This is a genomic window from Sorangium sp. KYC3313 (assembly GCF_052075895.1).
Taxonomy (GTDB): Bacteria; Myxococcota_A; Polyangia; order Polyangiales; family Polyangiaceae; genus Sorangium; species Sorangium cellulosum_B.
In genome coordinates this window covers 7,876,492-7,889,934 of record NZ_CP197255.1, presented here as the reverse complement: position 1 = coordinate 7,889,934, position 13,443 = coordinate 7,876,492, and the positions used below count along the sequence as shown (strand labels likewise).

Sequence of the window (13,443 nt, the reverse complement as noted above, 5' to 3'; positions counted from 1 at the left end):
GTGCACGAGGCCACCTATCGCTACCCGGGTCTCCGCGCTTCCGCGACGCTCGGCCGCAGCAGCGAGCCTGGCGCCGACTCGCCGCTGGCGGGCGCCGTCTCTGGCTCCTCGGGCGCGGGCTCCATGATGCGCGCGACCCACGAGAGCCCATCCACGTTCTCCAGCGTGATCTTCGCGACCATCATGATGGGCACCGACAGCAGCGCGCCCGCCGGCCCCCAGAGCCAGCCCCAGAAGAGCATGCCGATCAGGACGGCGAGCGGCGACAGGCCCAGGGTCCGCCCGAGCACGCGCGGCTCGAGCACGTTGCCCACCAGCAGGTTGATCAGCAGGTACCCGATGGCCACGAGGGCCGCGGTGCCCGGGCCCTGGCTGGCCAGCGCGGCGAGCACGGCCGGGATCGTCGCGACCGCCGCGCCGATGTTCGGGATGAAGTGCAGGACGAACAGGCTCGACGCCAGGAGGAGCGCCAGGTCCACGCCCAGGACGATCAGGAGCACATAGGCGAGGACGGCGACGAGCAGGCTCGTCAGCGTCTTCACCACGAGGTACTTCTTCACCTCCCGCACGATGCGATCGACGTGCTCGAGCCCGCGCGCAGGGGTCGAGAGCAGCCGCCGCACCTTCGCGCCCGCGCCGGCGCCCTCGCAGAGCGCGAAGAACACGACGAGGAGCACCACCCCGAGGCTCGACGCCGCGCTGGCGACCGTCACCGCGGCCCCGCCGAGGAGGGGGACCAGCGACGCCGTGTGCAGCGTGCGCGAGAGGAACGCCGGGTTCACCGGGAAGCCGCGCTCCGTGAGCGTCATGGCGAGCGCGTCGGTCATCGAGGACATCCGGACCAGGTAGACCGGCACCTTCTCCTCCAGCTCCACCCCGGCGATGGTGACCACCGCCCCGACGAAGACCAGGATCGCCAGATCGACCACGAGCGCTGCCAGCGCCCCGAGGGCCGCGGGCAGCCCGCGGCGGGTCACCCAGGTCGCGATGGGTGACGAGATCGCCGCGAGCGCGACGCCGAACAGCACCGGCACGAGGAACGGCTCCGCGTGGCGCAGCCCCACGATGACGACGACCGCCGCCGCCGCGACCACGACCCTCTGAGCTCGACGAGACATCGTGAAGATCCCCATGCCCAACCTCGCTGCTGACGGGTCCTCGCGCCGCGCTCCGCTCCGGTGGAGCGGAGCGCGGTGCAGCCTCCTCGAGCAAGAGCAAGGGGTGCGCCACGCTCCGTCCCGCTCGATCCGCGGCGTGGATCGCTATCGCGCGGACACCCGGGCATCGCCGGGCTGCCCGCCGTTCAGCGGCACCGCGCCGTGCTGGGCGGCGTCGGTCTTCGGCGTCGTCCCGGTGACGTACGCCTTGACCGCCTCGACGAGGAACCGGAGCCCGGCCGTGCCTTCGTCGTCCCAGTACTCGCCCTCGAGCTCCGGCCTCAGTGCCAGATCCGGACCATGGCCGGAGCGCGCGGTGGAGGGCGCGGATCATGGCTCTGCCGTGCCGCACCGAGCGTGCGCTCGAGGCGTTCCGCCACAGCGGCCGGGCGAAGCTACGCCGCGCGCGCGAGCACGAGCGCCCCGATCACGAGCGCGACGAGCACGAGCGCGCCGGCGACCACCAGCGCCACCTTGCCCCACGCGATCGGCGCCGTGCCTGTGACGTGGCTCGAGTCCTGGCCGTGGACGACGGCGCGGTAGCTGCGCCCCTTGTAGCGGTAGGCGAGCACGTACGATGGCAGCGCCAGCCGGCGCGTCTCGAGCGCGTGCAGGAGCACCGCCACGTGCACGTTGCGGAACGTGGACCCCGGGATCACGCCTCGCGTCAGGGCGTCCTCCGCGCTGGCGGCGATCCGCTCGCTGACGATCTTGCGCGCCGCCGAGCGCTGCGCGTCGAACTGCTCCAGCACCGCGTCGGGCGGGCCGAGCTGCTGCTGTGTCCGGTGCGCGGCGGGCACCGCCAGGTCGAGCCGGAAGTACGGCGCGAGCTCCCGGGCCTCGTCGAGCGAGAGCCCGCGTGACGCCGACAGGAGCAGGTTCCGGAACGGCAGCCGCGTCTGTCCGGCGTGCGGGGCCCAGCTGCTCAGCCGGGCGCCCGCGTTCGAGTCCGCCGTCCAGCTCACCACGGCGTCTGCGCTGACGAGCCAGCCCGCCCACCAGATCGGGCGCAGCCCCTCGACGGTCGCCGCGCGCGAGAGATCCGACGGCCGGAAGAAGCCGAGCGTCGACATCCACCGCCGCAGCGCCTGATCGGCCTGATCGGGGGGCACCCCGAACGGGAGCAGCCAGTCGGCCTGATCGATCGGGTCGACCGGCTGCTCGATCCGCGTGACGGCGCCGCAGAAGCGGCACTTCGGCGCCTGCGCCTCGGCCGAGTACGAGACCGCGGCGCCGCACTCGGTGCACCGCAGCACCTGCACCGCCTGCGGGGCCGGGGTGTGGCCCTGCGGCGCGGCGAGGCCGCAGACGGCGCAGCGCAGGTCCCCCGGCTCCAGCGGCCCCTGGCAGCGCGCGCAGCACGGCCCCGCGGCGCTCGTGGTGGCCGAGGCGACGTCCATGCTCGCGCTCATCGCGTCCCTCCGGTCGGTGTGGGGCTGCTCCCGGGGCGGAGGCGCTCGGCCGGCGCAGGGGCGGCGGCGGGGGCGGGCGGCCGCGCGGCGCCGCGCCGCTCGGCCGGATCGCGGCCCCTGTCGCGCGCCGCGGCGAGGACGAAGGGCGCCGCGATCAGCGCGATCACGAGCACGACGGCGAGGGCGATCTTGATCCAGGAGAGGGGGGCCTTGCCGTGGATCGCGCCGGTCTGGCCGTTGATGAGGACCCGGAAGGGCGGCTTCTGCGGGTCGTGCCGGAGGGCGAGCACCCAGAGGGGCACATAGAGCAGCTCGAGCGTCTCGCGGTCGAGGTGCGTCTCGTGCGTCAGGCCGTGGTGGCTGTCCCCGGGCATGAAGCCCGACAGGTCGCGGCCGATCTTCTCCAGCGCCTCCCGCCGCGCCAGGCCGTAGCACTCGGCCTGGGTCATCGTCGGCTCCTCGGCGATCCAGCCGCTGAGCACCGCGGGCGTGTAGCGCCGCATCGTGCGGAGGTCGAACGGCTCGATCGCCTCGAGCTCGGCGTTCGGGACGGCGCGGGACGCCACGACGAGCACGTCCATGACGTAGGTCGCATGCTGGCCTTCGAGGTGCCGGTGCTCGGTCCTTGTGACGACGCGCGTCCGGGTGACGCTGTTCCCCTTGTCGTCGGTCGTCGTGTACGTCTCGGTCTGCTGGTAGTTCTCGCCGATCTGCGCCGCGTAGCGCGTCTGCGCCATCGCCGAGTACAGGTAGGCGGGCGTGTAGACGCCGCGGATCGCGTCGATCGTCGCCGTCTTGACGCTCGACTGCACGAAGAAGCTCCGCTTTCCCAGCCACGCCTTGACCGCGCCCTGCGCGCTCTCTCGGGTCGTCGTGAACCCGACGACGAAGTGCGGCGACGGCCGATCCTGGGAGGGCGGCCGCTCCACGACCGACGGCGAGGCGCAGTAGGGGCACACCGCGGTCCGCTGGTCCGCGTCGACGCGCAGCGAGGCGCCGCATGTCTCACATTCGAGTTGCACCGGCGCCCGAGAGAACCGCACCGGGGGGCGCGGCGTCAACAGGGAACGGGCGGCGGGCGGCTGGCCTGCGGCGCGCGGGCGGCCGCGGCGGATGCGCGCGGGGCGCGCGCCCCGGTGCGCAGGCGCGGCGCGGGCCGCGGCTCGTCGAGGAACCGGAGGAGATCGGGGGCGAGATCGCTCACCGCTTCCCGGTGCGGGTAGTGCCCCGCCCTGGCGAAGCGCCGCACGGCCGCGCCCTCGATGTAGCGGTCGATGTCCGCCGCGTGGCGCGCCGGGATCACCTGATCGCGCTCGCCCCAGTAGACGGCGAGCGGCGGTATCTCGGGGAGCCGATGCGCGATGTCCATGAGGTGATGGCGCTGGCCGCGCAGATCGATCGCGTGGCGGAGCGTGCGCGACAGGGCGCGCGCCGTGCCGGGCCGCGCGTTCATCCGGGCGAGGTGCCTGCGCTCTTCCGCGCTGAAATCGCCGCCGAGCACCAGCACCCCCGCGTGCGTGCCGACGCCCATGAGCACCGGCGCGGCGAGCTCGATCAGCCCGGTCACGGCGGCGAGGCGCAGCGGAAGCGCGACCTCGGTCCCGATGCCGCCCGCGGCGACCAGCCCGACGCGGTGGATGCGCCCTGGCCGCTCGGTGGCCACGCACATTGCAATGCTGCCGCCGAACGAGTGCCCCACCAGATCGAAATCGCCGAGCCGGAGGGCACGGATCCATTCAGCGACCACGCCCGCGTACCACGCGACCGTATAGGGCGCGTCGGGCCGAGCCGAGTCGCCATGGCCGGGCAGGTCGAGCGCGACGACCCGGCGCCCTGCCGCCGCGAGCGCGGGGGCGAGGCGGTTCCAGGTCCGACAGCTGTCGGAGAGGCCGTGTACCAGGACCACGGGGCGCTGGTCCGCGCCGCCGTTCCGGGAGGGGGTCCATTCTTGCCAGTGGACCTCGCCAGCAGAAAGGACGCGAACATGGCTGCGACACGTGACCGACATGTTCTTCATCAAGAGTTCGCACGAAGTGCCGCGTCTGTCCAGATTGCACAGCTGAGAGGGGGTGCTCGGGGGAGGGGGTGCCGCGAAGCGAGCTTCGCGTCCAATGTGGGTTTTGCAGCGCCGGCATACGCCGTGCCGGGACATGGAGCGGGCCGCTGCCGGGCATCCGCCCTGACCCGGCATGCCGCTGCTGCCCTTTGCCGCCTTGTCGCCTCGGTGATGCGCCCGATGCCCTGGCCGGCCGCCCCAACTGGCGCACGGACAGAACTTGTGCTCCTGATCACCCATTGACGCCACGCGCTGGTGAGAAGGGTCTCGCCGCATCGGGAAGACATACGGCGGCGGGCTTGCTCTTTTGTGAGAGCGAATGCGGTTTCTACGCGCGCCGCGGGGGCCCAACGTTGCCGCTCGTCACCGAACCTGCCGCGAGGGGCGAGGCGTGAGCTTGACCCACAGGAGATTCGCATGAGACAGTTCGCTTCGCACATTCCTCGGTTCATCACGTTGACGTTCGCCCTTTGCTCGATTGGAGCAGAGACGTCGAAATGCACTCCTGATAGCTCGCAAAACAGTCAAGAAACGCAGCCCAGTCAAGATTTCGCCAAGCCATTCTGTCATACGGATCCGCCGATCAACTGCGTCGTGTTTTGCTACGCTACGGACCAACTCATGTTCACGCCCGCGTGCAACGGCGTCGGTGCTGACGAGTTGACGCTCCTGTTCATGGAGGAGATACTCATTAGCGCGGAGGATTTGGCGGCCGACGGGATACAGGTATGCCCTGCGCCAGATCCGAACAACTGGCTGACGCCATGCGACATCGGCATCATTCCTCAGGAGTGGCCGAATCAAGATCACGCGGCTTGTCGGCCCGTGCCCCCAGGCTGCGCGTGGTAGCGAGTGGCGCGATGACAACTTGCAGCTGCCTCGTGTTCGCGCTCATTGCCGGTGTCGCTGGCGCCTTCATTGGACGGGTCTCTATGTGCGACGCGCCAGGCGCACAAGCGTCTCCGAGCGCATCGCCCCCGAGTTCGACTGCGGCACCTCCAGGCCGTGGCTGCAGAGAGGAACGCGCCGTTCTCGCCTCGACCAGCGCACAACTGGAAGTCTGCATGGCTCTTCGTTCGCGGGTTCCCGAGGCCGGGCCATCTGGCGCCGCCAAGCCATCCGAGCCCGATCCTCCGGAATCCCAGCCGTTCGACCAGCGCATGTCGAAGGTCGAAGAGATCCGTCGGAATCGACGGCTCTTGGACAGCTATTCCGAGGCCGTGATCGTCCAGCACTACGATGGGAGAACCGGTGTCTACAAACCTGACGAATGGCTGGATCATGGCGATGGGTACATCGTCGCGCGCAAGTTGCCCAGCGGACGGATCGGATATTATGCAGGGCCAGACGCCGGACCACGCACGGATCCCGACGCATTCCGCCCCTGGGATCCTCCGGTCCCTCCGCGACCCGTCTGGAAGCGTGAACCGGATGGGACGATCACAATCAACGGAAAGCCTGCGAGCCCTGGCGTGCAGTTCATGTTCGGAGGGAAGCTCGATCAACCGTCGAATCCGCCGCAGTGAGAATGCGTCATGACAAGTTCTCACGCCTTCGGGGTCGTCATCATTGCTGGGGCTGGCATCCTTGGTGTCTTCCTCGGACGCGCCGTACCACAGGATGCGCCAGGTGTCGCAGCGGATGCCAGTGGATCACCCACGTCTCCAGGCGCGACGCCTTCGGACGATGGGTGCGAGGCCGAACGAAGCGCCCTGGCCGCGACCAGGGCAAAGCTGGACGTCTGCATGGCCATTGACACGGCGGAGCCAGAGGCCGCGCCGTCCAGCGTTCCCGAGCCCCCCGAGCGCGAGCCTCCAGCTTCCAGCGTCGAACCGACCGTCCAAGAGATCATCGCCGAAGAGATCAGGAACTATCACGGTCGTCTGGACAGCCTACCCGAGGCTGTGATCGTTCAAGAGGTGGATGGAACGATCGGCATCCATAAACCCGACGATTGGCCGAACGATGGTGACGGCATCATCATCGGACGAAAGCTCCCTAGCGGAGAGATCGGATGGTATGCCGGGCCAGATGCCGGACCACGCTCCGATCCTGCTGCATTCCGACCAACCAAGTCCACAATCGTCCTTGCGCCTGACTTTGTGCGTGAAGCAGACGGGTCGATTAGAGTACGTCGAGGTGCTTCAACCTGGATAAAGCGCAGACTCGGCGAGAGGGTCGATGAGCCTGCGAGTCCGTAGCTCATCGAGATCGGCGCAGAACCTCTTTCGGTCGCGGTGAGGCACCGACCGGCTGCGGTCGGACCAGCAAACCCACGTGAACATCCCCTTATCAGCATTCAAATGGAGACGACTGCACTACCATAAATCCAATTCGATCTTGACTTTGTCGATATCAGCTTGGCAAATTGGGGACGGGAGATGACGCGTGAGCGGCAAGTGGCGCAGGCGCTCTCCGATGGGCTTAACTGTCTCTCTGCGATCGTGGAGTCGCTCGACGTCGGTGCGTCGGCATCCGAGCTCCCGAGGAGTGAATGGTCAGGGACTCTGTGCGCGATGGGAGACGCCTTCGATGCGATTCTATCTAGAGAGGTGGCGACGACGCTGGTCGTGCGGCAGGCTGACTGTGACTCCGTCCGAAGGTTGGGCGGCTTGGTGCTGGAATGGACGACTACGCACCAGCCACCACAAGAGCTGCGGACGATGATCGAGTCTCTTTGGAAGATCTTCGATCGTCGCGGCACCGAATCTGCTCCTGATACGCCGAAGTGACGAGGCGCCCGCCAGCATAGGAGCTCGCTCGCGACACTGCCTACTCCGGGAAGCGCAGCGTCTCCACGGCGACGCCATCCTCTCCCGTCGTCATGGTGCCGTCATGGCTCCAGCTCGTGCCGCCTGGGCCCGGCAGGCCCAGCTCGAAGGTGACCCCCTCCAGCGCGAGCTGGTCCTCGTCGAGGTAGGCGATCCCGAACACGTCGCCGCCGCGCCCGGGGCCGCCGTAGCCACCGTCGCCGCCGTCGCCGCCGCTGCCACCGCGGCACGCCCACGCGCCGTCGCCGCCGTAGCCGCCGTACCCGCCTCGTCCGGCTTGGCCGCCTTGCTGGGGCGGCCCTCCGTCGCCTCCCCGCCCGCCGGCGGGCGCCTTGATGACGCTGTCCCGGACCGTCACCCTGGCGTGCAGCGCGGCGATGCCGATCGACGGCGAGCCGTTCTCGCCGGCTCGACCCCCTCGGCCGCCACAGCCGCCAGCGCCTCCAGAGCCGCCGCCGGCCCCTCCCTTGTCCGCCGCCGTGCACACGGCGAGCCCGCCGCGCCGGCCGCCGCCCCCACCTCCGCCCTGGCCCGGCGTGCCCCAACCGCCGTCCGTCCCCTTGTCACCCTCCCAGCCCGTCTCGGTGAGGCGCCCGATGCCCTGGCCGGCCGCCCCCACCGTTCCCCGGGACCCGGAGAGCCCGGACTGGCCGTTCTCGCAGGCGCTCCCCTCGCGCTCCGCGCCCCCGCCGAGGCCCGAGGTCGGGTCGGCCGCCGGCACCGGTTCGCCGGTGTCTCCGTCCTCGGCCCGCGCGGGCAGCCCATCACCGCCTTTGCCGCCGGTGCTCGACGTTCCGTCGTCACACGGGTTCGTCACCGCCGCGCCCCCGGGGATCGCGGCGGCGGAGCACGCGTTCTCACCGAGCATGCCATCGGGGCCGGCCGCTGCTCGGCTCGGCCACGCCTCCCCGTCGTGGCCCGCAGTGCCGTAATAGAACGCCCTGATCTCGCTGCGGACGATCTCCACCGCGGTGTTGGACTGAACGAGCACCCCGATGGGGGCCCCGCTCAGGATCCTCACGTGATCGAGCGTCGAGACCCCGTCCGCGGCCCCCGTGTCGCCGGGGCGCGCCGGCTCGACGATCACCGCGATCCGCTCATCCACCTCGGAACTGATGCGGCCGTCGTCGTCGCTGCTCCGGCGCCTCCATTCGAGGAAGTCGAAGCCGCCATGGATGTCCACGCCGGAAGGGAGCCTGATCGCCCCTACGAAGGTATCGGTGGTCACGAACACGCGACCGCGCCCGGTGCGAGCGAGCTCGATCCCCCGCTGGATCGAGCGAACCGGCCGGTCCTTCGTGCCGGGGTTCGCGTCGTTGCCGCCGAGGATCTCGCTGTTGAGGAACACCCCGCAGCCGTCGAGGGCGCGATGCGCGGCGAGCTCCTCGAGGCACGCCGACTCCGGGACGGCATCGCCCGGGCAGGAGGACCGAGCGTCGCACGGCGGTGCGCCGCCCGGCTCGCTCGCTTCCGGTGCGTTCCCGCAACCGGCCATGGCGAGCGGCAGGACGACGAACGGAAGGAACACGGATTTCACGCGCATGGGCATGCCTCACCGGAAGCGTCCCTTGGGACGCACGCTCTCCAAAGCTAACGGGGCAGCTCGTTCGGCCCGCTGAACGCCTGGGTTTGCGCCGAAGGACCGAAGCCGCCTTTGCCAGCCTCATCGTTCGTGCCGGCGTTCCCCGCGAGACCGCCGTCGCCAGCCGCTCCGACCGTGATCACGGTGCCGGGCCGGAGGACCAGGTTGGGGACCACGTAGGCGATGCCGATGGACGGGCCGCCGAGCCCGCCGCCAGCGTCGCCCCCGCGACCGCCGTTGCCGCCGTAGCCGCCATGGCAGGCGTCCCACATCCCGGGCACGAACCCCTTGCCACCGTACCCGCCGTGCTTGCCGAAGCCGCCCGGTTGGCCCGTTCCGCCGGTCCCCCCGTTCCCGCCGCGGCCCATGATCACCTCGGTGGCCTCGATCGTGAGCTCCGTGCCCTCCAGCGCCACGATGCCGATGCTCGCGCCGCCGTAGCCGCCGCCCTTGCCGCCCAGGCCACCGCAGCCGCCGCCGCCCCCCGAGCCGCCGGCTGCCCCGGTCTGGGGTCGGGAGGCCGGGCACACGGGGGGAGTCACGCCGTCGCGCGACTTGCTTCCGCCCCCGCCGCCCCCGGCTTGGCCGACGCCGCCCGGCTCCCCGTCGTCACCGCGGACGCCGATCCACCCGTCGTCGGTGAGATAGCCAATGCCGGCCGCGCCGCTGGCGCGGCCACGGTCCGCGCCGGGCACGCCATCTTTCCCGCCGCTGCACGCCGTGCTGCCGGCGCCGGCTCCTCCGAGGCCCTTGCTCTCGGGGTTCGGTGTGGGCTCGGTCTGTCCCGAAGCGCCGTCGCCGCCCCGCTCGATCCCGCCGTCGCCCCCGTACCCGCCCGTCGACTCGATGCCCTCGCCGCACGCGGTCACGACCGGGAGGGCGCCCGTCGCGGCGTCCGCCGTGCAGGCGTCCGCCCCGTCGTTCCCGAACTGCCCGCTCTGCGCGCGGACGCTCGGCGCGTCCTCGCCGGGCTCCCCGTCCTTGCCGTTGCCCGCGATGACCACGCTCGATACGAGCTTCACCCTGGCGCCGTAGCTCAGGATCACCGCGATCGACGACCTGCCGTCGATCGCCGAGGCGTCCGCCGCCACGACGCGAACGCCGGAGATCGTCGATGTCGCGTCGTCTCCCTCGATGACGCGCAGCGGGACCCCCCCGGGCGGCGCGATGGTCGTCCGCTGAGCGGGCCCGCCGAACGACCAGCCGCCTCCGTCGCAGCGTCGGCCGCCCCAGAGATCGACGCCCGAGGGGAGGGAGATCGCCTCGTCGAACACCTCACCGCAAGCGTACACGCGCCGGGTCGGCGCCTCGCCGCCGCCTCGCCCGGTCGTGGCCAGCCCGACCGCGCGCTGGAGCGTCTTCACCGGCGCGTCCTTCGTCCCCTGGTGGTCGTCGTCGCCGTGCTCGCTGACGAACACCCCGCACTCGTCGAGTGCCGGTGCCGTGCCGGGCTCTCCCTCGCACGGTCCGGGCGGCGGCTCCGGATCCGGAGCGCACGTGCGCGTCTCCCAGCAGGCATCGGAGTACGTGCACGCGGTCGATGTGGTTGCGCACCACGCGCAGAGCGCAACAGCCACAACGGACGCTCCCCTGGTGGCTTTGTCCCCGTCCCTCATTCCGCGTGCACGGTAGTTGCGCCAGCCGCGCGGCGTCAACCAGCAGGAACGGCATCAAGGATGCAATTGCCCGTGGAAAAATGTCTCTCGATAACGCAATGCGGCCCGCTGGTCAGCGGTATGTGCGGGCCTTTCGCTTCCGGCGGGCGCTCGATCCGTCCAGTGCTTCGGAGCGACGCGCGCCGTGACGCCCGCTCACTCCAGCAGAAAGTAGTGTGCGTGTCGCTTGATATCGAAATGGAAGTGATCCGCGTGCGCCTCGTTCGCGTTGGGCGTGAGGACGACGTTGAACAGTCCGCTCGTCGAAATGGAACAGACGATCTCCCGCAGCTCGATCGCGTGGGGGCTGGGCGCCTTCGGCTCCGAGCCGGGGCCGCACGGCGGCGCGCCGATGGCGCCGAGCCAGTCGGCCTTCACGTCGAGCCGAGTCCCGTCGGCCTTCACGAAGGCAGCGACGTCGATGGCGAGCCCGATGGCGTGCTGGTTGGGGCGCCCGGGCGCCGCCGCCGGCTTCTTCGCGGCGCGCTCACCCGGCTTCACCGCCTTGCCGGCGGCCTTGGGGGCCTTCTTGCCTGCCGGCGGCTTCGCGGCCGCCTTCGTCGGCGCCACAGCGCCGGCTGGACCGGGCCGGTGCATGCTGAAGTGCACGACCTCGACGATCCCGTGCGTCGCCAGGAAGGCGGCGAGATCGTCGAGCGCGAGGACCAGCCGACAGTCGGCGATGTCGAACGGGGAGGCCGACCTGGGCTTCGCCACGCCGTCGCCGCGGAACGTGACCCCGCGCAGCGGGCCGGTGATCCTGATCGGCCGGTCGACCAGCGGGGCACCGCGCGCCGGGGCGTGCGGGATCCCGCGGCGCTTCATCTCCCTGTCGCAAGCGTCGGCCGAGAGCCCACCGTAGGTGGCCGCGCGCGACGAGGCGGACCACGCGGGCAGCTCGAACCGGGCGCCGCCCGCCTCCCAGCCGCCGTCCAGGAGGCCGGCGTCGCCGTCCGCAGGCTCGCCGACGTTGCCGTCCAGGAGGCCGGCGCCGCCGTCCAGAGGGCCGTCCCCGCCATCCGCGAGCGCCGTCGCTGCACCGGGGGGCGCGGGCGCCGCCGCTGCGGGGTCATCGACCCGCTCCTCCGAAGCGTGGCGTAGTGAGGCGATGCCGAGCGGGGTGAGGAGCGCCGCAGCGCCGATCAGGGCCGCGCCCAGGGTCAGCGCACGGCGGGAAGGGAGCGCGCTCATCTCTGCCGGAGCTTAGGAGAAACCGGGCAGTCTGGCAGCCTTCGTGGCACCGGATACGGTCCGGGGGAGGCTCCCCGCAGCCTTCGTGGCACCGGATACGGTCCGGGGGAAGCTCCCCGCAACCTTCGTGGCACCGGACACGGTCCGGGAGAGGCTGCCGGCAGCCTTCGTGGCACCGGACACGGTCCGGGAGAGGCTCCCCCGCAGCTTTCGTGGCACCGGACACGGTCCGGGAGAGGCTCCCTCGCAGCCTTCGCGGCACCGGACACGGTCCGGGAGAGGCTGCCGGCAGCCTTCGTGGCACCGGACACGGTCCGGGGAGAGGCTCCCCGCAGCGTTCCTGGCACCGGACACGGTCGGGGAGAGGCTCCCCGCAGCCTTCGCGGCACCAGCCACGGTTCGGGGGGAAGCTCCCCGCAGCCTTCGCGGCACCGGACACGGTCCGGGGAGAGGCTCCCCGCAGCCTTCGCGGCACCAGCCACGGCGTCAGAAAATCAGCCGTGAGGTCGATTGACGGCTTGGTGGGGGTGATTATCCCTGCCCGGAACGTCCGGTGTGCGCCTGACGTTCTCGACACGTCCAGCGCGCGGGGGTGAGGAGCGCACCATACCTGTTCTCCGCTGCTCCGCGACGACGAACAACGAGAGGTCATTCCCTCATGACGAAGCCTTCTCCGCTCAAGAAGAAGCCCGCTCCCAGGAAGCCCGCGGCCCCGCCCCAGGCGGCGGCGGCGTTCGACGAGACCCTGCCCGAGATCGAGGCGCTCAGCCCCGATCGGCTCATCGCCATCAACCTCGATATTCCCCGTGTGGTCTCCCAGGTGCTGGGCGTATTGCCCGGCCTCCTCGCGCTGCGCTCCGCCATCGCGGAGCGCCTGCCGACGCACGAGCTCGCGTCGCTCGACCGGCTCGAGACCTACGCGCTCGCGGCCTGGTACGCGCACCTCGCGTGGCTGTCGAGCGGCGGCGCCGAGAACGCGCTGAAGCCGCTGCTCGCGGAGGCGGCCCCGCTGCGCGAGAACCTGCTGAGCGACGCCGAGGCGCTGGCCCGCCGCGGCCTGCTCGACGGGGACACGGTCGCGGAGATCCGCGCCGGACAAGGGTACATCGACACGGCCAATGACCTCGTCGCCCTCTCGGCGCTCTTCACCGCGAGCTGGTCGGAGGTCGCCGGCAGGACGGCGGCGACCGAGGAGGAAGTGAAGCGCGCCGGGGAGATCGGGCCGCAGATCCTCGCGGCCCTCGGCGTGAGGGAGCACGGCAAAGGTCCCGGGCCGACCGAGGCCGCGGACAGGAGGGCGCGGACGTTCTCGCTGCTCGTCCACGCCTACGACCAGGCCCGCCGCGCCGTCACGTACCTGCGCTGGGACGAGGGGGACGCTGATGCGATCGCCCCGTCCCTCTACAAGGGCCGCACGGGCCGCGCGGCGTCGTCCAGCGATGCCGCCGCGGCACCGGCGGACGAGGCCCCGGCTGGGCCGACGGAGCCGGCGTCGCCCGCCGCGCTGAACGGCGCGGCAGTGCCCGCGGTGCCCGGCGCCGCGCTGAACGGCACGACGCCCACCAGCTAAATGTCGCCGCCGCGCCCGGGCTGCCGTGGAGCGTCCCGGTCACGCCGTC

The 13,443-nt window shown here is 71.3% G+C and carries 11 protein-coding genes; 4 read left to right on the top strand and 7 right to left on the bottom strand.

The window, feature by feature from the left end:
* Window positions 1-20: 20 nt before the first annotated feature.
* The 4 genes from ACSRUE_RS30405 to ACSRUE_RS30390 form a co-directional block, all read right to left on the bottom strand.
* Window positions 21-1,118 carry an AI-2E family transporter gene (locus tag ACSRUE_RS30405; RefSeq protein ID WP_441286630.1) on the bottom strand — a complete coding sequence of 366 codons (1,098 nt, stop codon included), beginning with the start codon at window positions 1,116-1,118 and terminating at the stop codon, window positions 21-23.
* Between the two features lie 434 nt (window positions 1,119-1,552).
* Window positions 1,553-2,557: a zinc ribbon domain-containing protein gene (locus ACSRUE_RS30400; RefSeq protein ID WP_441286629.1), complete on the bottom strand. Its 1,005-nt coding sequence runs from the start codon at window positions 2,555-2,557 to the stop codon at window positions 1,553-1,555.
* An 8-nt stretch (window positions 2,558-2,565) separates the two neighbouring features.
* The gene (locus ACSRUE_RS30395; RefSeq protein ID WP_441286628.1) at window positions 2,566-3,630 is read right to left on the bottom strand and encodes a hypothetical protein; all 1,065 of its coding nucleotides are present in this window, start codon (window positions 3,628-3,630) and stop codon (window positions 2,566-2,568) included.
* Window positions 3,627-4,475, bottom strand: a complete 849-nt coding sequence (locus tag ACSRUE_RS30390) for an alpha/beta fold hydrolase (RefSeq protein ID WP_441286627.1) — start codon at window positions 4,473-4,475, stop codon at window positions 3,627-3,629. Before ACSRUE_RS30390 ends, ACSRUE_RS30395 begins: the two co-directional genes overlap by 4 nt.
* A 567-nt stretch (window positions 4,476-5,042) precedes the next feature.
* On the opposite strand from ACSRUE_RS30390, the gene ACSRUE_RS30385 reads away from it, so the two are divergent.
* The 3 genes from ACSRUE_RS30385 to ACSRUE_RS30375 all read left to right on the top strand — a co-directional run bounded on the left by ACSRUE_RS30385 (window position 5,043) and on the right by ACSRUE_RS30375 (window position 6,826).
* Window positions 5,043-5,474, top strand: coding sequence for a hypothetical protein (locus ACSRUE_RS30385; RefSeq protein ID WP_441286626.1), 432 nt, complete (start codon window positions 5,043-5,045; stop codon window positions 5,472-5,474).
* Window positions 5,475-5,689: 215 nt separating this feature from the next.
* A complete protein-coding gene (locus ACSRUE_RS30380) occupies window positions 5,690-6,151 on the top strand; it encodes a hypothetical protein (protein WP_441286625.1) in 462 nt (153 codons plus the stop codon).
* Window positions 6,152-6,370: 219 nt separating this feature from the next.
* A complete protein-coding gene (locus ACSRUE_RS30375) occupies window positions 6,371-6,826 on the top strand; it encodes a hypothetical protein (RefSeq protein WP_441286624.1) in 456 nt (151 codons plus the stop codon).
* Window positions 6,827-7,397: 571 nt separating this feature from the next.
* Here ACSRUE_RS30375 and ACSRUE_RS30370 read toward each other — a convergent pair.
* From ACSRUE_RS30370 to ACSRUE_RS30360, 3 genes are all read right to left on the bottom strand, one after another.
* Window positions 7,398-8,939: a hypothetical protein gene (locus ACSRUE_RS30370; protein WP_441286623.1), complete on the bottom strand. Its 1,542-nt coding sequence runs from the start codon at window positions 8,937-8,939 to the stop codon at window positions 7,398-7,400.
* A 47-nt stretch (window positions 8,940-8,986) separates the two neighbouring features.
* Window positions 8,987-10,594 carry a hypothetical protein gene (locus tag ACSRUE_RS30365; RefSeq protein WP_441286622.1) on the bottom strand — a complete coding sequence of 536 codons (1,608 nt, stop codon included), beginning with the start codon at window positions 10,592-10,594 and terminating at the stop codon, window positions 8,987-8,989.
* A gap of 195 nt (window positions 10,595-10,789) precedes the next feature.
* Window positions 10,790-11,824: an extensin family protein gene (locus tag ACSRUE_RS30360; RefSeq protein WP_441286621.1), complete on the bottom strand. Its 1,035-nt coding sequence runs from the start codon at window positions 11,822-11,824 to the stop codon at window positions 10,790-10,792.
* Window positions 11,825-12,482: 658 nt separating this feature from the next.
* Here ACSRUE_RS30360 and ACSRUE_RS30355 point away from each other — a divergent pair.
* Complete coding sequence (locus ACSRUE_RS30355) at window positions 12,483-13,394, top strand: hypothetical protein (RefSeq protein WP_441286620.1); 912 nt, start codon at window positions 12,483-12,485, stop codon at window positions 13,392-13,394.
* The last annotated feature ends 49 nt before the right edge of the window (window positions 13,395-13,443 follow it).

Bases quoted from the DNA above. Each gene is read 5' to 3' on its own strand.
- ACSRUE_RS30355 (WP_441286620.1), top strand. From the start codon at position 12,483: ATGACGAAGCCTTCTCCGCTCAAGAAGAAGCCCGCTCCCAGGAAGCCC.
- ACSRUE_RS30405 (WP_441286630.1), bottom strand. From the start codon at position 1,118: ATGTCTCGTCGAGCTCAGAGGGTCGTGGTCGCGGCGGCGGCGGTCGTC.
- ACSRUE_RS30380 (WP_441286625.1), top strand. From the start codon at position 5,690: ATGGCTCTTCGTTCGCGGGTTCCCGAGGCCGGGCCATCTGGCGCCGCC.
- ACSRUE_RS30365 (WP_441286622.1), bottom strand. From the start codon at position 10,594: ATGAGGGACGGGGACAAAGCCACCAGGGGAGCGTCCGTTGTGGCTGTT.
- ACSRUE_RS30370 (WP_441286623.1), bottom strand. From the start codon at position 8,939: ATGCGCGTGAAATCCGTGTTCCTTCCGTTCGTCGTCCTGCCGCTCGCC.
- ACSRUE_RS30385 (WP_441286626.1), top strand. From the start codon at position 5,043: ATGAGACAGTTCGCTTCGCACATTCCTCGGTTCATCACGTTGACGTTC.
- ACSRUE_RS30360 (WP_441286621.1), bottom strand. From the start codon at position 11,824: ATGAGCGCGCTCCCTTCCCGCCGTGCGCTGACCCTGGGCGCGGCCCTG.
- ACSRUE_RS30400 (WP_441286629.1), bottom strand. From the start codon at position 2,557: ATGGACGTCGCCTCGGCCACCACGAGCGCCGCGGGGCCGTGCTGCGCG.
- ACSRUE_RS30375 (WP_441286624.1), top strand. From the start codon at position 6,371: ATGGCCATTGACACGGCGGAGCCAGAGGCCGCGCCGTCCAGCGTTCCC.